Raw genomic sequence first — 17,028 nt, 5'->3', positions numbered from 1 at the left:
GCTGCTGCTGTGAGCCCGGTCCGCGCGCGCGGCGCCGAGGCGTGGGTGACACTGGGGACCGTCGGCGCCGCCGGGCTGAACTACGCGTTCACGCTGGTCCTGACGGTGCTGCTCACCGGCGCCGACTTCGCCGCGTTCGCCGCGGGCCAGGCGCTGCTGCTGATCGCGGGCACCGTCGCCGCGGCGGGCGTGCCATGGGTCCTCGCGCAGGCCATCGCCCGCGACGGCCGCGCGCCGCAGCAGCGGTCGTTCCTGCTGCGCTTCTCGTTCGCCGCCAACGCCGCCCAGGGCGTCGTCGCCACGGCGCTCGTGTGCGCGCTCGCGCTGCCGTTCGCCGACGCCGCGACGCTCGTGGCGCTGGGCGTGGCGACGCTCTCGGTCTTCCTCTCGACGGTGACGGTCGGCTGGGCGCAGGGGCTCGAGCGCTTCGGGCTGCTCGCGGCGATCGTGCTCGGCGAGGTGGCGGGCAAGATCGCCTTCGGCGCCGCTTTCGTGCAGCTGGGCGCGGGCCCGGCGGGCGCCTTCGCGGGTGCGAGCGCGGGCGCGTTGATCGTCCTCGCCGCCGCGGCCTACGTGATGCGCCATGACCTGCGGGCCGCCCCGCAGGCGCGTCCGGTCCACGGCCTGCTGCGCGGCACGCTCGGCATGACGTCGGTGCAGGCGCTGATCACCGGCATGGGCGTCCTGGACGTCGTGCTCGCGGCGATGCTGCTGACCGGCGACGCCGACCTCGCCGCCTACACGCTCGCCGCGACCGTCGGGCGTGCCCCGCTGTTCCTCGGCGTCGCGCTGTCCGTCGCGATCTTCCCGCGCCTGAGCCGCGACGCGCACGACGGGCGCGTGGTCAGCCAGAGCCTGCGCCGGCTGCTGATCGTCGGCGCGCCGGCGGCGCTGATCGCGATCACCGCGCCCGCCGCGCTGCTCGAGCTGGCCGTCCCGTCCGGCTACGAACGCGCGATCGAGCTGCTCCCGTACACGCTGTGCGGCGGCTTCGCGTTCGCCGTCGCCACGCTGCTGGCCGGCGCGCTGAAGGCCGTCGGCGCGTTCGCGCGAAGCCTCCAGCTCGGCCTCGCCGGGGCGCTGGTCACCGTCGCCGGCGTCACGGCCGGCGCGCTGGCCGCCGAGACGCAGGGTCTCGCGATCGGCGCGGTCGCCGGCGCCGTCACCACCGCGGCCCTGTTCACCTGGGAGAGCGTGCGCCGCTGGCCCGGCGCCGGCTGGAACCTGCTGCCCGACCTTCTGCCCTCGATCGCGATGTGCGGTGTGCTGGTCCTCACTCGCGGACATACCTTCCTGTGGGGCGCCGCCGCGGCCGTCGTCGCGGCCTACGCGCTCCAGCGCCTGCTTGCGGAGTACCGACGTCCATGAGAATCCTTCACCTCGCCCTCGAGGACCATCGCCGGCCTGGAAGCGGCGGCGGATCGCTGCGCAACCGGGAGATCAATCGCCGGCTGGCCGCCAACGGCCACGACGTCCACGTCGTGACGGCCGCCCACCAGGCGCTCAGCGCCCGGGAGGAGGACGGCGTCACGTACTCGCAGATCGGCGTGCCGCGCGGATACGCGGTCAGCCTCCTGAGCTACCAGGCGAGCCTCCCGCTGTGGACGCGGCGCGCGATCCGCCGCCTGCGTCCCGACCTCGTCGTCGAGGAGTTCGCTCCGCCCTGGTCGAGCATGGGCGTCGGGCACTGGACGCGGCGCCCGACCGTCGGGCTCGTGCAGGGCTACTTCGCGCGCGAGAAGGCCGTCCAGTACCACCTGCCGCCGCGGCTGCTCACCGCCATCGAGCGCTGGGGCACGCGCAGCCATGAGAACTTGATCGCGGTCTCGCCCGAGATCGCCGCCAAGCTGCGCGCGGCCGCGCCCGAAGCCGACGTCCACACGATCGGCAACGGCGTGGACGGCGAGGAAGTGGCCGCCGCGCTGGAGCCCGGTGTGACCCGCGAGCCGGGGCTGATCGCGTTCGTGGGCCGCCTCGAGATCGACCAGAAGGGCCTGGACCTGATGCTCGACGCGTTCGAGCGGCTGCCCGCCGGGAGCCCGGCGCGGCTCGTGGTCGCCGGCGACGGCAAGAACGCCGACCGCTTCGCGGCGATGGTGCGCCAGCGGGGGCTCTCCGAGCGCATCTCGATGCTGGGACGGATCGACGGCGCCGAGAAGTGGCAGCTGTACGCGCGCGCCCAGGTGGCGCTCGTCCCGTCACGCTACGAGACGTTCGGGATCACCGCCCTGGAGGCGATGGCGTGTGGAACGCCGGTGCTCGCGTTCGACATCGACGGGCTGCGGACGACGGTCGGACAGGGCGCCGCGGTGCTCGTGCCGGCGTTCGACGTCGAAGCCTACGCCGCCGAGCTGCAGGCGCTGCTCGCTGACCCGAGCCGCTGCGAACAGCTGGGTCGCCAGGGCCGCACGATCGCGTCGGCCAGCGCGTGGGCGGAGCTGGCGGTGCAGCAGGAGCAGGTGTATGCGCGAGCGATCGGCTAGCGCGTGGACCTGGCTGCCGGCGCTGCTGTTCGTCGCCGGCCTGGCGCTGGCGCTGCGGCTGATCGGCCTGCGCACCGCCACTGAGCTGCACATCGACGAGGTGACCTACAGCCGCATCGCGGAGTCGGTCGCCTCCGGGAACGGGGTCGAGCTCCACGGAGCGGCGTTCAACCTGCACCCACCGGGCTTCTTCTACCTGCTGGGCGGCGTCATCGACCTCTTCGGCGTGCGCCCGGACAGCGTCGGCCGGATCACCGAGCTGCGCGTGGTCCCGGCCGTCATCGGCACCTGCACGTGCGCGATGTTGTTCACGCTCGTCTGGCGGACGGCCGGGCTCATCCCCGGCATCGTCGCGGGCGTGCTGTACGCGCTCGACCCGTTCGTGATCCGCTTCGACACGCGCCTGTTCCTGGAGGCGCAGACGCTGTTCTTCGTCGTCGCCGGCGCGGCCGCGCTGACCGTGCGCGGGATCGGTGACCGCTATCGCGCGCCCCTCGCGGGTGTCGCGTTCGGGCTCGCGATGCTGTCCAAGGACACGGCGATGTACCTGACCGTGCTGCCGATGCTGCTGATCGCGCTGTTCGTGCCCTCCCTGCGCCGGCTCGTGCTGACCGCGGCCCTACTGGCGTGCGCCACCTACATCGCCTACCTCGCCGTGGTGCTGGCCACGGGCGGGCTGCCGGCGCTGCTCGACGAGAAGGCGTCAGGCTTCCTGCGGTTGATCGGCGCGCGCCAGGAGACCGGCTTCAACCAGGAGGGCGGTGGCGTCACGCTCGTGGAGACGCTGCGGCGCAACCTGCCGTACTACGGCGCGTCCTACGCGCTGTGCGGGATCGGCACGCTCGCCGCGCTGGCGCGGGTGCGGGAGATCCGGCGGGGGCCGGCGCACCCCGGCGTGACCGTGCTCGTCGCGATCCAGCTGTGCGCCTCCGCGTACCTGGTCTACGGCGTCTTCATCGGCACGCTCGAGGAGCAGATGTTCTACTTCATGGCGGTCCCGTCGCTCGCGTGCGTCGCGCTCCTGGTGCCGGCGATCGCCGCGCGGCCCGTCGTCGTCCGGGCCGCCGTCGTCGCGCTCGGCGGCCTCTGGATCGTGGCCTCGGCCGGCTCGTGGGGGACCCTGCGCAGCGGCAGCGACGACACCTACCTCGCGTACGAGCAGTGGACGGCACGCCACCTGCCCAGGCACGCGCGCGTGGCGGTGACCGAGGAGATCGCGCAGTTCGTCCAGCGTGGCGCGGACGTCGGCGAGTGGGCGACGCCGCAGCAGATCCAGGAGCAGAACGCCCGCTACGCGCTGATCTCGACGCGGCTGATCGAGGACGGCTTCGGGCTCGCGGACGAGCACCTCCAGCAGTGGCTCGACCGCAACGGCCAGGTGATCTTCTCGGCCCGCGGCCGGACGCTCGGCGAGCTACGCCTCTACGAGCTCGACCCGGCGATGGTCGCGCGGTAGTCGTTGAGCGTCGCCCAGCCGTTGAGGCCGAGCTCCTCCTCGCGATACCAGACCATGCCCGCGAGGCCGTACTTGACCGTCTGAGCGACCGCGAACTCGAGGTCCGCGCGCGTGCCCTGACCGGTGTTCTCGCCCCAGAGCGTCGCCTGCGGGCCGGCGATCGAGCGCAGGAAGTGCGGCGGGCGCCACTGGGTCGCGTCCGCCGTGTCGCTGCCGAAGCGCGCGTCGACCCAGGTCGTCGCGGGGAACACGAGCGGGTCGGTGATGGCCGCGACCTGGCTGGTCCAGTCGAAGCCGCGCTGGATCTCGGCGTTGATCTCGGGTGGCGTGCGGTTGCGCAGGCGGTCGGCGACCGCCGCGGCGGCCTGGCCGGGCCGGATGCCCCAGCCGGGATAGAGCACCATCAGCGGACCCTTGAACGTGGTGCGCACCGTGTCGATCTGCCACTGCTGGAAGTCGACGAGCGCCCGCAGGTACCAGCTGTAGAACTTCTGGGCCTCGCCGTTCGGTGACGCGTCGCCGGGCTTCCAGCCGGGTACCGGGCTCTGCTGCTGCGCGAGCGCGTCGTAGGCCCAGTAGGAGTTGCTGTTGGTCCTGGTCTTCGGTGGCGGGTAGCCGAGCTCGTTCCAGCGGCCGCCGCCGATCCGGATGGCATGGATCGTCGAGCCGAACGTCTCGCCGATCCGCCGCAGGTAGGTGGCGGCGATCGTGCGCAGCGCGGGGTTGAAAATCAGGTTGGCGTCGCTCTTGTCGATCGCCAGGTCGCCGTCGGTGTTCGCCGTCCAGCGCTCGCCGAACTGGCTGACGAGATAGCTGTCGGCCCGGCTGTGGATCCACTGCGGCGTGTCGTGCAGGCCGCTGTCGACGATCACGTCCAGACCGGCAGCGCGCAAGGTGGCGATCTCGGACTTCTTGGCGTTCACGTACGCGGCCGAGACCTGGCCCTCCTTGGGCTCGAGGTCCTTCCACGAGAGCCGCACGACCTTGACGGTCACGCCGGCCCGGCGCACCTCGGCGGCGCCCGTGGTGCGGTTGCCGATCAGCCCCCAGCGGCGCGCGACGTTCGCCGACGGGGGAGGGCTGGGCGTCGCCGTCGGTCTGGCGACGATCGCCGGGGCCGGCGTGGCGCTGGGGGTCGGCGTGGCGCTGGGGGTCGGCGCGGGCGCCGCCGGGGCGGGCGCCTCGTTCGGCGGCCGTACCGAGATGCGGGCCCGGCTCGTGGCCGCCAGGGAGGCGATCTCCACCCGCGCGCGCGGGCAGCGCGCGGAGATCACGGCCTGCAGCCGCCCGCTCTCAGCCAGCGCGAGGCCGCTGAAGGAGCGATAACGGGACGAGCTGACGCGGACGGCGGTGGAGCTGCGGGCGGCTCGCAGCTGCAGTCGCGCCTCGGCACAGCCACGGACCCGCGCGCGCAGGCGCACGGTGGCCGGCGCCGTGACCGTCACCTTGGTGGTGACCGGCTCGGCGGGCCGCAGTCGCAGCGGTGCGCCCGCCGCCGCGGCCGGGGAGCTGACGGCGAGTAGACCCACCAGTCCGAGGGCCGTGAGAACCAGGCGGGGAGCGCGGGTCATGGGACTCCGGTACCTATCGGCCCGAGAGTCCAAAAACCTGAAGTTCCCGCGCGAACCCGGGACGCGCGTCTATTGCCGAAGAACCGGATTACTGAGTACCACGGCGTGCAATCCACGCCGCAGGACCCTATGCGAAATGGCGCGCCAGCAGTCGTTCGGCGGCTTCGGCGAGCGTGACCGCGACCTCGTCGGCCTCGACCGGCCTCGGGGCGGCCGGGGCGCGCAGCAGCACCGTGCGGGCCCCGGCCGCGTGACCCGCCAGGACGTCGGAGTCAGCGTCGCCGATCATCACGGCGTCCGCGAGCGTCGCCAGCCCGAAGCGGCGCCGCGCCCGCTCGAGCAACTCGGTGCCGGGCTTGCGGCACGCGCACGTCCCCTTCTCGTGCGGGCAGTGGAAGATCGCGTCGACGAACGCGCCCTCCTGCTCGAGCAGCTGCTCGAGCCGCGCGTGCACCGCCTCGAGGTCCTGCTCGGACATCAGCCCGCGCGCGATGCCCCGCTGGTTGGTAACCACGGCGACGGGCACGCCGGCCCGATTGAAGGCCCGGATCGCCCCCGCGGCGCCTGCGATCAGCCGCAGGCCGGCGGGGGCGGTCACGTACTCGCCTTCCGGCGCCTTGACGTTGATCGTGCCGTCCCGGTCGAGCAGGACGGCCGACGGCAACGGCAGTGGCTTCACGCAGCCTGCTGCAGGCGCGTCGCGCCGAAGATCGCCTGCTCGACGAGCTCGCACATGATGTGCGCGTACAGCATGTAGCCCTCCTGCACGCGCGCCGTGTCCTGCGTCGGGATCATGATGCTCACGTCGCTGAGTGCGGCCATCTTGAAGCCGCGCGCGCCCGTGAACGAGACGGTCCGCATGTCCATCGCGCGCGCTGTCCGCAGCGCCTCGACGACGTTCGGCGAGGTGCCGCTCGTCGAGATGCCGATGGCGGTGTCGCCCGGGCGGCCGAGCGCCTTCAGCTGGCGTGCGAAGGTCAGCTCGTACGCGTAGTCGTTGCCGATCGCCGTCACCGACGAGCCGTTGTCCGACAGCGAGAGCGCGGGCAGCGGGTCGCGGTCGAACTTGAAGCGCCCGACGAACTCGGCCGCCAGGTGCGTCGCGTCGGCGGCGCTGCCGCCGTTGCCGAACAGCACGACCTTCCCGCCCTCGCGCGCGCTTGCGATGATCATGTCCGCCACGGTGGCCAGGGAGCCGACGAGGCGCTCGTCGAGCAGCGCCTCCTTGAGCGCGATGCTCTCGCGGACCCGGTGGCGGATCGTGTCGAGGGAGAGGACGTTACTCATGGATGCTCCAGGTCGTCAGGCCCTCGGGGGTGAACTCGAACTCCGTCACTTCTCCGCCGAGGGCGATCAAGGCATTCGCGACGTGGTGCTTGCGCTGGAACGGACAGTAGAAGAGCATGTAGCCCCCGCCGCCGGCGCCGGTGACCTTGCCACCCAGCGCGCCGTGGTCGCGGGCCGTCTCGTACAGCTCGTTGATGAAGTCGTTGGCGATCCGCGGCGACATCTTCTTCTTCTCCTCCCAGGCCGTGCCCAGGAGGTCGCCGAACTCGTTCAGGCGGCGGTTGAGCAGCGCGTTCTTCATCTCGACGGCCAGCGCCTTGCCGCTGCGCAGGCCTTCGAGGGCGCGTTCCTCGCCGCCTTCGTAGCGCTTGGTCTGGTCCTCGATGATGTGGTCGCCGGAGCGCGTCTTGCCCGTGTAACAGAGCAGCATGTTGTGCTCGAGCTCATGCATCACGTCGGCCGAGATGCGCAGCGGGTTGACGATCACCCGGTCGCCTTCGAACTCGATGAAGTTGAAGCCGCCGAACGCCGCCGCGTACTGGTCCTGCAGGCCGCCCTTGATGCCCAGGTCCTCGCGCTCGAGCTGGTAGGCGAGGTGCGCGACCTCATAGTCGGTCAGCGGCTCACGGTGGAACTCGCGCAGCAGGCCGATGAGCGTGACCATGACCGCCGAGGACGAGCCGAGGCCCGACCCTGGGGGCGCGTTCGAGTGCAGGAACAGGTCGTACCCGCCGCGCCCGAGCTTGCGGATCGCGGCCTTGACGAGATCGAGCTTGCCGTCGAAGGCCAGGTCGTCGTCGTGCTCGTAGTTGACGGACATGCCGAAGTCGACGCTCTCGACGCCGATCTGGTTGTCCGTGCGCGGGCGAAGCGCCCCGTAGGCGTAGCGGTTGATCGTGGCGCTGAGGACGAGCCCGCCCTCCACGGCCGGGAACGGCGGGACGTCGGTCCCGCCGCCGGCGAAGCTGACGCGCAGCGGCGCCTTCGCGCGGATCACGCGTCCGTTGCCCGTCGCGGCGGAGTGGCGGACCCGCGCACTGGCACCCGAGGGCGCCGAGGTATGCGCCCGCGGCCGTCCGTGCGCGGACTGGCCCGCGCGCATATCCGGCCCCGCGGCCCAACGGCCGTCCGTGACCCCTGTCTGTCCCGTCACCTGCAAATCCCCTGTCGCGAGTCGCTTCTGCTCTCCCGCGGTCCAGAGTGGCGTCCCGATGCTCAGGTAACAGGTGTACCTAGCCGGACGTTCAGTCAGACATACGTCTAGGTCGTGGCCTCGGCCGCGGCAGTCTCGAGCGCGACGGCCGAGGGCCGCGTCTGCGATCGTGCGCGGCCATGCGGCGACTCACGGGATTGGTCCTTCTTGCCCTGCTCGCGTTCGCCGCTCCCGCGGCGGCCGCTCCGTCCCTGGTGACGCTCGGGACGTTCGCGCAGCCGACGTACGCGACCGGCGCGCGGGACGATCCGCGCCGCGTCTATGTGACCGAGCGGGCCGGGGTCGTGCGCGTGCTGGTCGATGGCGCCGTCCGCACGACGCCGTTCTTGGACCTGACGTCGATCACCTTGTCGACGGCGTCGGAGCGCGGGCTGCTGTCCATCGCGTTCGCGCGTGATTACGCCACGTCGGGACGGTTCTACGTGTATCTGACGGCCACGGCCGCCGCAGGCACGTCGGGCCAGGGCGGTGACGTCCAGGTTCGCGAGTACCGGCGCTCGGCCACCGACCCGGATGCCGCCGACCCGGCGAGCGGCCGCGTCTTGTTGTCGATCCCGCATGCGCAGGCGTCGAACCACAACGGCGGCCAGGTCGAGGTCGGGCCCGACGGGAAGCTGTGGATCGCGACCGGCGACGGAGGTGGTGGCAACAACCAGTACGGGCATGCGCAGAACCCGAACAGCCTGCTCGGCAAGCTGATCCGGTTCGAGCCGGGCGGGTCGCCGGAGATCCTCGGGCGCGGGCTGCGGAACCCGTGGCGCTTCTCGTTCGCCCCGAGCGGGGAGATCGTGATCGCCGACGTCGGCCAGAGTCGCGTCGAGGAAGTCAACGTCGGCGTGGCCGGCAACTACGGCTGGCCGTGTTTCGAGGGGTCGCTGCCGCACCTGAGCGATTCGGGCTGCAACGGCGCTTCCACGAAGATGCCGGCGCTGGAGAAGACCCGCGGGCAAGGCTACTGCGCGATCACCGGCGGGTACGTCGTCCGGGACCCGGGGCTGCCCACGTTGCGGGGGCGCTACCTCTACGGCGACTTCTGCGCATCCGGGCTGCGCTCCGTCGACCTGTCGAACCCGGCGACCGACGCGCCCGTCGGACTGTCGGTGTCGTCGCTGAGCTCGTTCGGGGAGGACGCGTGCGGGAGGATCCTGGCGGTCTCACTCGCGGGACCCGTGTACCGGATCGTCGACGGCACGGCGACGCCGTGCGAAGCGGAGCCGCCGCTCCCGACGGGATGGCAGACCCTCACCTTCGTGCACAGCGGCCAGGCGATGAACGTCAACGGCGCGTCCAGCACGCCGGGAGCGAAGATCATCCAGTGGCCGTACGCGCCGGAGCACGTGAACTCACAGTGGCAGTTCGTGCACCGGGGAACGCAGGGCTTCGAGATCGTCAACCGTCTCAGCGGGCAGTGCCTGGACATCTGGTCCGAGAGCCCGGGCGGGCTGCTCCAGTGGCCGTGCGACGGAGGCCTCGGCCAGCGGTGGGAGTTCCACTCCGTCGCGGCCGACGGGTCCTACAGCATCATCGAGAACGTCTCGAGCGGCCTGGTGATCAACCAGTCGGGCGCCACCACCGCGTGGGGCGGGGACGTGATCCAGTGGCCGCAGACGCCGGGGGCGTTGAACGAGCGCCTCGTGATCACGCCCGTGCAGCGCGAGGACGTGTGAGCCGCGGGCTCGCGCCCGTCTCCGCAGCGCGCACCGCTGATCGCCTGTCCGGTCGTCGAGTCTGATGCGACGCGGCGTCGATGGTCCGCGCGCGTGCGGTTGGCGTTGACTTTTGCGCGTTATAGCGGTAGGACTCCCTCGAACGATCGAATTCGATCAGTAAGGCGAGGGGAGAGACGATGAGACGCTGGTCCGTCGGCGGCGTTGTGGTGGCGCTGTGCCTGGGTGTTCCCGGAGTCGCGAAGGCTGCTGGCCCGCCGACGCAGCTCACGGTTGGCGACGAGGCGCGGCCGCTGAACGTGGAGGGGACACCGCAGTTCGGCTGGATGCCCTCCAGCGACAAGGGCAACGACGTGCAGACGGCGTACCGGATCACGGTCAGCAAGGCCGACGGTACGGCCGTGTGGGACAGCGGGAAGACCGCGTCCGACCGCCAGTCGTACGTGCGCTATCAAGGGCCCGCGCTCACCCCCGGCGAGGCGTACCGGTGGAGCGTCCGCACCTGGGACAAGGACGGCGTCGAGTCGCCGCCCGCGACCGCGTCCTTCGAGACCAGCCTTACCGACGACGGCTGGTCGGGCGCGAACTGGATCCGCCGCGTGACCACGGGCAATGATTCGACCGACGACTGGACGCTCGCGCGCAGGACGTTCCCCGCGCTCAACGCCAGCCCAGTCGCGCGCGCCCGCGTGTACGCGGCGGCGATGGGCAACTACCGCATCCACGTGAACGGGAAGGCGGTCGGGGTCGGGGACAACTACAACCACCCGACCGAGGCGCAGTACTACGCGTTCGACGTGACGGACGCGGTCAAGGCCGGTGAGCCGCTCGCGCTCGGCGCGCTCTACCACTACTGGACGTGCACCTGCCAGGGCCGCGCGAACGGCCCGATCTCGAACACGACGCTGGCGGCGGCGCAACCCGCAGACGCGACGAACCTGAAGGTCGCGTCCGTCTCAGTCTTCGACGTGGGCGACCAGATCACGGTCGGCACCGGTGCGGCGGCGGAGACCGCGACGGTCACGAAGATCGGGACCGCCGGCGGGAACGGCACGGGCATCGACCTGAGCACGCCGCTCAAGACCCCACGCGCGAGCGGGCAGGCCGTGCTCGACCACGCCGGCCCGAGCGGGCTGATCATCAAGGCCGTCGTCGACCATCAGGACGGCACGCGCGAGACGTTCGTCACCGACGGCACCTGGAAGGTCTCCAAGGCCAGCGAGTACACGAACGCCACGATCACGCGGCGCAACGGGGACTCCGGCGACAACGCGGAGCGCTACGACGCCCGCGGCGAGCAGCCCGGCTGGGACACGACAAGCTTCGACGACACCAACTGGCAGCCCGCGTACGCGATCGGCCCGCACCCGCGGCCGCTGAACCCTCTGCGCGAGACGTTCAGCCATCTGGACCCGGCGATCAGCCGCCTCGAGTACGAGACGGTCAAGCCGAAGACGCTCACCAAGCTCGCCGACGGCTCGATCGTCGCCGACTTCGGCAAGGTCCAGTCGGCGATGCCGCGCATCGCCTACTCCAGCGGCGTCGCCGGCCGTCAGGTCGTCGTCCAGACGAGCTACCGCCTGAACAACACGACGCTCGCGGCGCCGGCCGCCGAGGGCGAGAGCAACCTCAAGGTCGCTTCGGTCTCCAACTTCGTGCCCGGCGACCGGATCACGGTCGACCAGGCCGCCAACGGCTACGGCGCGGGCGATCCGGAGACGCGCACGATCACTGAGGTCGGGACCGCCGGCGCGACCGGCACGGGCATCACGCTCGACGCCCCGCTCGAGCGCGACCATGCGACCGCGCGCTTCGTCGAGGGCTCACGCGCCGGCACGAGCACACACGACACGCAGGGCTCCAACCTCGGCTTCTGGTACACGCAGAAGGACGGCGCCCAGGTCGCGCAACCGTTCCAGTACTGGGGGTGGCGCTACCTGCAGATCCTGCCGCCGGGCGCGGGTGAGGACCTGACCGCCGACGACATCTCGGCCGTGATCCAGTTCAGCGCCGTCCACGACGAGCGGCGCGCGACGTTCGACTCCGACAACGAGACGCTCGACGCCGTCTTCGACCTCATGCAGCACTCGGGCATCGACTCCTCGCAGGAGGTCTTCCTGGACACGCCGACGCGCGAGAAGGGCCAGTTCACCGGCGACACGGTGGACATCTCATACGCGAACATGATCGCCGCGGGCGACCGTAACGCCACCAAGCGCGCAATCCGGGAGATCATCTACAGCGCGACGCACTCGTGGAAGGCGGCGTCCAACGGCTACTGCACCGCGGCGCAGCTGCCGTGCTCGTACCCGAGCATCGGCACGCCGGGCCGCGTGAACGCCGTCTATCCGAACGGCGACAACATGCGCGACATCCCGGACTACACGCTGATGATGCCGGACTGGGTGTGGCGTTACTACGAGCAGTCGGGCGACGCGTCGGTGCTCGCGGACAGCTACGACGCCCTCAAGGCGATCGCCACCTACGTCAAGACGAACATCGCCACGTCCGGCAACGCCGAAGGGCTCGTCTACAACCTGTTGGGCGGGACGAGCTCCTATCAGTACGGGATCATCGACTGGCCGGCGCCGATGCGCTACGGCTACACGTTCGCCGACAACGCCGCGCGCACGATCCACAACGCGCACGCCGTCGGGACGCTGCGCGCGTCCGCGAAGGTGGCGCGCGTGCTCGGCAAGCCCGAGGATGGTGCCACTTTCGACGCCTGGGCTGACAGCCTGAGCGCGGCGATCAACGCCAAGCTGCTGCGCCCGGACGGCCTCTACACGGACGGGCTGAGCTCCGCGGCGGGCAACCCGCAGATCGACAACACGGCCCAGCACGCCCAGACGTACCCGATCTACTACGGCGTCGCGCCGGCCGACAAGGTCGCGGGGCTGGCCGACGCGATCACCGCGCAGGGGATGAAGCAGGGCCCGATGACCTGGCACGTGCTGCTCAAGGCCTTGACCGACGCGGGTCGCTACGACCAGGTGGTCAAGCTCATGACCGACCCGAACGCCGACGGCCCGGCCCGGACGCTCGCGCAGCAGGGCACGTACATGTGGGAGCAGTGGAACCCCGGCTGCGCCAACGGCTGGCCGTGCGCGCCGACCAACAACGAGTCGATGTCGCACGGCTGGGGCTCGTGGGGCATCGTCGACCAGATCGAGTCGCTGCTCGGGATCAAGGTCACGAGCCCGGGCGCGGCGACGGTCCGGATCGAGCCACCCGCGGTCGACAGGGCCGACCTGCACCGCGCGAGCGGTTCCGCCTGGACGCAGCGCGGCACGGTCCGCACGGCGTGGAAGAAGGTGAACGGAACGTTCGTTCTCGATGTTGACGTCCCGGCCAACACCAAGGCGACCGTCGCGATCCCGAACCCGGGCGGCGTGAAGTACGTCGGCGTCGGGGCGGGCGCGCCGCGCTACGTGGGCGAGCAGGGCGGGCGCGCCGTGTTCGAGGTGGGCTCGGGAGCGACGCACTTCAGCCTCGGCGCCACGGCTGACGTGCCGGTCGGCGGCACCGTGCCGGCCACGCTGAGCCTCAGCCTCGGCACGCCCCCCACGTTCGGGGTCTTCACGCCGGGCGTGACGCAGGAGTACACCGCGTCGACGACCGCTAGCGTCGTCTCGACGGCGGGCGACGCGACGCTGGCCGTCTCCGCGCCCGGCCATCTGACCAACGGCGCGTTCAGCCTGCCCGAGCCGCTGCGCGTCGAGCTCAGCAAGACGAGCTGGTCAGCGCCGGTCTCCAACGACACGGTGGACGTCGGCTTCAAGCAGCTGATCAAGCGCACGGACCCGATGCGCACCGGCAGCTACTCCAAGACGCTGACGTTCACGCTGTCGACGACGTCGCCGTAAGAGAACTCGAGGCGCCGGCCCTGTGCCGGCGCCTTCGATGAGTTTCGCGAGCGCCTAGCGTCCTGGGGACATGAACGCTTCCGAAACCGGCTACATCCCCGTTGGCGACCTGAACGTGTACTACGAGACCTACGGCGAGGGCGGCTTCCCGCTGCTGCTCCTGCACGGTGGGCTGTTCGACATCGAGCAGCAGTGGGCCGCGCTCATCCCGGGGCTGGCGGCGGATCGGCGCGTGATCGCGATCGACTTCCAGGCGCACGGGCGTACGAACGACATCGACCGCCCGCTGGCGATCCCCGCGCTCGCGGACGACGTCGTGGAAGTGCTCAAGCACCTGGGCCTCGAGCAGGTCGACGTGTTCGGCTTCAGCGTCGGCGGCGCCGTGACCATCGAGCTGGCGGTTCACCACCCGCAGCTCGTGCGCAGGATCGTCGTCTCCTCGACGTCGTTCTCGCCGGACGGCGACCGCGGGGGCAACACCGAGGTCGTGATGGAGATGACGGTCGACATGATCGCCGGCACGCCGATGGAGCAGGTCTACATGGCCAAGTCGCCGCACCCGGACCGCGAGCATCTGCAGACGCTGCTCGACAAGCTCGGCGGGATCATGGAGCACACGCCGGGGTGGACCGAGGACGAGATCCGCGCGATCACGGCGCCGACGCTGATCACGATCGGCGACTGCGACATGGTCAAGATCGAGCACGCGGCGCACTTCCTGCGCCTGCGCGGGGGCGACGTCAACGGCGACTTCGAGGGTGTGCCGGAGTCCCAGCTCGCCGTGTTCCCCGGCAGCACCCACTTCTCCGGCATCGCGCGTACGGATCTGGTGCTGCCGGCCGTGCGCACGTTCCTGGATTGACAATAGGAAGATATCTTCCTATTCTTGCGTCATGCCACGGCGCAAGCCCGGGACCCTGCTCCCGCTCGAGTCCGAGATCCTCACCGCCGCGCTGCGCCTGCGTCGCGCGGGACAGCCGAGCTTCCACGGGTTCGGCCTCGCCACCGCCCTGCGCGATGAGAGCGGTGGCGGGTCGCTGACGGGCCACGGGACCCTCTACAAGGCGCTCGGCCGGCTCGAGGAGTTCGGGCTGCTGACCTCGAGCTGGGAGGACGCGAGCGCGGCCGACGGCCGGCCGCGCCGGCGCCTGTACGAGCTCACGGGCAAGGGCGCGGAGGTGGCGGCGCGGGACGAACGCACCCCGGCGCCGGCGCCCCGGATCGCCCCGAGGCCGGCATGACGCCGGACCGCGTCGCGCGGCTTGTCGCGTGGTGGGTCCGCCTCTACACGCGCGGGTTGCCGCGCGCGCTCGCGGAACGCCGGATCGGCGAGCTCGACGCCGATGTGCACGATCAGATCGCTCACGAGCGCGACGCGGGCCACAGCGAGCGGCGGATCGCTCTCGGCCTGCTCTCGCGCCTGGTGCGCGGCGTCGCCGCGGACGTCCAGTGGCGGCAGCGGCTGCGCGTGCGGCGGCTGATCGTTGCGGCGCTGGGCGTGGGGCTCGGCGTCGCGACGCTGAACCTCGCGCAGGCCGACGACGCACCCGGCCTCGGGCTCATCGGTTTCATGCTGATCGGCGGGGCGGCGGTGTTCGGCCTCAGGCGCCAGCGCCGATGACCTCACGCTCCCGGATCCAGGCGGGCACGATCCGGGACGTGGTGATTCGCCAGCCGGCGGGCGTGCGCGCCGCGGTCCAGCTGAGGCGCAGCCCGCTCTCGCGGTGCGGCGCCTCGCCCTCGCGGTAGAAGAACACGAGCGAGTTGGCCTCGGCCGTCGCCTCGTCGCCGTCCACGTGGACCACGACGTTCGTGTCGACGTGCTGGGTGTTTACGCCCTCGACGTCCGACTGCTTCAAGAAGGCGGTGAGGGCGTCGAGGCCGCGGAGCTCGCCGCCGCGCGGCGACTGCACCGTGGCGTCTTCGGTGTAAATCGTCCCCGCGTCGTCCCAGCGCTTGTCGTCGAGCAGGCGCGAGAGGCGGGTGAACAGCGAGGCGACCTCGACACGATCGGAAGTCATAAGGGGCTCCTTGGTTGGCGGGTCCAACATTGGCAGCGCCAACTATACACCGATCCATTGGTGATACCAACGATGTAGTCTGTGCGTCGTGGCGGAGACACCTGAGCGGTTGAGCGCACGGCCGAGCTGGCTGCTCACGCAGCTCGCGGTGCACGCGCACCGGTTGGCGTCCGAGGGCTTCGCCGAGGCCGGCGCGCGCGGCTACCACTACCGGATCCTCGCCGCGCTGGGCGAGTTCGGGCCGGCCTCCCAGGTGCAGCTGGGCCGGCGCTGCACCATGGACCGCAGCGACGTCGTGGCGGCGATCAACGAGCTGTCGGAACGCGGCTTCGTCGAGCGCGCGCCGGACCCGGGTGACCGCCGGCGCAACATCGTGAGCCTCACCGCGGCGGGCCACCAGCAGCTGCGCCGCCTGGACGAAGCGCTCGACGCCGTGCAGGACCAACTGCTCGGCCCGCTCGGGGCCGCGGAGCGCGCGACGCTCACACACCTTCTCGCGCGGCTGCTCGAGCATCACGCGAGATAGTCCGGGACGCTCCGCGCCCAGCGGAGTCTCCCTTCATATGAGACTGAAACTCGCAGGCCTCGCGGCCGCCACGCTCCTCGCCGTCCCGGCCGCCGCACAGGCCTCGACCATCGAGCACAGCGTCACGACGATCAGCTTCGAGGGCAACTACTCGATCGAGGGCGTCGTCCCCCGCATGGAGCGGTTCGAGCGCTGGATCAGCGCCGACCGTGCGCGCCAGGTCGTCACCGCCGCCGACGGCACGCTGCGCGCCGAAGCCGCGCAGGAGCCGCTGAAGTTCACCGCCTTCGACGCCGTGCGCGACGAGATCGGGACGCTCACGGGCGAAAGCGCCAACTCCCCGCGCGGCACGTTCGTGCGCACCCTGTCGTCGGAGGGCGGCGACATCAGGGCCATGATGAGCAAGGGCTGGCTGGTCCAGACGGGCGAGACGACGTTCCTCGGCCGCCCGGCGCTGACGCTCGCGACCTCGGCCGGCGCGCCCGCCGAGGGCCGCACGCGCACGACGATGATCGTCGACGCGCAGAACCTCGCGCCCTACCAGCGCGTCACGACCGGCACGCAGGACGGCCTCAGCTACACGCAGACCATGACGGTCGAGTCGGTCGAGACGCTCCCGCTGGCCGGCAACGAGCACCTGCTCGCGATGAGCGACGCCGGGGCGAACGCCGAGCGCGTGACCTTCAGCGAGCAGGCGCGGCGCATCCTCGAGGGCCGCGAGCAGGCGAGCAAGCCGAAGGCGGCCAAGAAGAAGAAGGCCGTCGCCAAGAAGAAGGCCAAGAAGAAGACGCGCCGGTAAGCGGGTGAAGCTCAGGCTCACCATCGCCTCGGCGTGCGTGCTCGTGGCGGCGTGGGCCTCCCCGGCCCCCGCCCCCCCGGCGGGGCGCCCCGCGCGGACCCGCGGCCCCCGGGGGACGGGGGGCGGCGCCCCCGCGGGG

15 protein-coding genes are annotated in these 17,028 nt (G+C 71.4%); 10 read left to right on the top strand and 5 right to left on the bottom strand.

Going from position 1 to position 17,028, the window contains the following annotated elements; translation table 11 throughout:
• Nucleotides 1-9 precede the first annotated feature (9 nt).
• Genes OJ962_RS17905 through OJ962_RS17895 form a run of 3 tightly spaced genes read left to right on the top strand, consistent with a single transcriptional unit; the run spans nucleotide 10 to nucleotide 3,939 of the window.
• Nucleotides 10-1,368 (top strand): oligosaccharide flippase family protein, encoded by a 1,359-nt coding sequence (locus tag OJ962_RS17905; protein WP_202958058.1) that lies wholly within the window; start codon nucleotides 10-12, stop codon nucleotides 1,366-1,368.
• On the top strand, nucleotides 1,365-2,483 hold the full coding sequence (locus tag OJ962_RS17900) for a glycosyltransferase family 4 protein (protein WP_202958059.1): 1,119 nt from the start codon (nucleotides 1,365-1,367) through the stop codon (nucleotides 2,481-2,483). The genes OJ962_RS17905 and OJ962_RS17900 overlap by 4 nt, the downstream gene beginning before the upstream one ends.
• Nucleotides 2,464-3,939 (top strand): ArnT family glycosyltransferase, encoded by a 1,476-nt coding sequence (locus tag OJ962_RS17895; protein WP_202958060.1) that lies wholly within the window; start codon nucleotides 2,464-2,466, stop codon nucleotides 3,937-3,939. Before OJ962_RS17900 ends, OJ962_RS17895 begins: the two co-directional genes overlap by 20 nt.
• Here the strand turns inward: OJ962_RS17895 and OJ962_RS17890 are convergent.
• The 4 genes from OJ962_RS17890 to OJ962_RS17875 all read right to left on the bottom strand — a co-directional run bounded on the left by OJ962_RS17890 (nucleotide 3,906) and on the right by OJ962_RS17875 (nucleotide 7,794).
• Complete coding sequence (locus OJ962_RS17890) at nucleotides 3,906-5,510, bottom strand: hypothetical protein (protein ID WP_202958061.1); 1,605 nt, start codon at nucleotides 5,508-5,510, stop codon at nucleotides 3,906-3,908. The two genes, OJ962_RS17895 and OJ962_RS17890, sit on opposite strands and share 34 nt — an antisense overlap.
• Before the next feature lie 127 nt (nucleotides 5,511-5,637).
• The gene (locus OJ962_RS17885) at nucleotides 5,638-6,189 is read right to left on the bottom strand and encodes a D-glycero-alpha-D-manno-heptose-1,7-bisphosphate 7-phosphatase (protein WP_202958062.1); all 552 of its coding nucleotides are present in this window, start codon (nucleotides 6,187-6,189) and stop codon (nucleotides 5,638-5,640) included.
• Nucleotides 6,186-6,797 (bottom strand): D-sedoheptulose-7-phosphate isomerase, encoded by a 612-nt coding sequence (locus OJ962_RS17880; RefSeq protein WP_202958063.1) that lies wholly within the window; start codon nucleotides 6,795-6,797, stop codon nucleotides 6,186-6,188. Before OJ962_RS17880 ends, OJ962_RS17885 begins: the two co-directional genes overlap by 4 nt.
• Nucleotides 6,790-7,794, bottom strand: coding sequence for a GHMP family kinase ATP-binding protein (locus tag OJ962_RS17875; RefSeq protein ID WP_270006507.1), 1,005 nt, complete (start codon nucleotides 7,792-7,794; stop codon nucleotides 6,790-6,792). The genes OJ962_RS17880 and OJ962_RS17875 overlap by 8 nt, the downstream gene beginning before the upstream one ends.
• 335 nt (nucleotides 7,795-8,129) lie before the next feature.
• On the opposite strand from OJ962_RS17875, the gene OJ962_RS17870 reads away from it, so the two are divergent.
• The 5 genes from OJ962_RS17870 (at nucleotide 8,130) to OJ962_RS17850 (ending at nucleotide 15,164) form a co-directional block, all read left to right on the top strand.
• Complete coding sequence (locus OJ962_RS17870) at nucleotides 8,130-9,677, top strand: RICIN domain-containing protein (protein ID WP_202958064.1); 1,548 nt, start codon at nucleotides 8,130-8,132, stop codon at nucleotides 9,675-9,677.
• Between the two features lie 179 nt (nucleotides 9,678-9,856).
• Nucleotides 9,857-13,543 (top strand): alpha-L-rhamnosidase-related protein, encoded by a 3,687-nt coding sequence (locus tag OJ962_RS17865; protein WP_202958065.1) that lies wholly within the window; start codon nucleotides 9,857-9,859, stop codon nucleotides 13,541-13,543.
• A gap of 70 nt (nucleotides 13,544-13,613) precedes the next feature.
• Entirely contained in the window at nucleotides 13,614-14,405 is a 792-nt protein-coding gene (locus OJ962_RS17860) for an alpha/beta fold hydrolase (protein WP_202958066.1), read from the top strand.
• A 31-nt stretch (nucleotides 14,406-14,436) separates the two neighbouring features.
• Nucleotides 14,437-14,784 carry a PadR family transcriptional regulator gene (locus tag OJ962_RS17855; RefSeq protein ID WP_202958067.1) on the top strand — a complete coding sequence of 116 codons (348 nt, stop codon included), beginning with the start codon at nucleotides 14,437-14,439 and terminating at the stop codon, nucleotides 14,782-14,784.
• A gap of 56 nt (nucleotides 14,785-14,840) precedes the next feature.
• Nucleotides 14,841-15,164, top strand: coding sequence for an LPXTG cell wall anchor domain-containing protein (locus OJ962_RS17850; RefSeq protein WP_270006506.1), 324 nt, complete (start codon nucleotides 14,841-14,843; stop codon nucleotides 15,162-15,164).
• Here the strand turns inward: OJ962_RS17850 and OJ962_RS17845 are convergent.
• Nucleotides 15,145-15,564, bottom strand: coding sequence for a nuclear transport factor 2 family protein (locus OJ962_RS17845; protein WP_202958069.1), 420 nt, complete (start codon nucleotides 15,562-15,564; stop codon nucleotides 15,145-15,147). The genes OJ962_RS17850 and OJ962_RS17845 overlap by 20 nt on opposite strands.
• 88 nt (nucleotides 15,565-15,652) lie before the next feature.
• Here OJ962_RS17845 and OJ962_RS17840 point away from each other — a divergent pair, with 88 nt between their 5' ends.
• Nucleotides 15,653-16,090: a MarR family winged helix-turn-helix transcriptional regulator gene (locus tag OJ962_RS17840; protein WP_270006505.1), complete on the top strand. Its 438-nt coding sequence runs from the start codon at nucleotides 15,653-15,655 to the stop codon at nucleotides 16,088-16,090.
• A gap of 37 nt (nucleotides 16,091-16,127) precedes the next feature.
• Nucleotides 16,128-16,889 (top strand): hypothetical protein, encoded by a 762-nt coding sequence (locus OJ962_RS17835; protein WP_202958070.1) that lies wholly within the window; start codon nucleotides 16,128-16,130, stop codon nucleotides 16,887-16,889.
• Nucleotides 16,890-17,028: the final 139 nt, after the last annotated feature.

It is taken from the genome of Solirubrobacter deserti (assembly GCF_027587175.1).
Taxonomy (GTDB): Bacteria; Actinomycetota; Thermoleophilia; order Solirubrobacterales; family Solirubrobacteraceae; genus Solirubrobacter; species Solirubrobacter deserti.
This window is presented reverse-complemented; position numbering and strand designations above follow the sequence as displayed.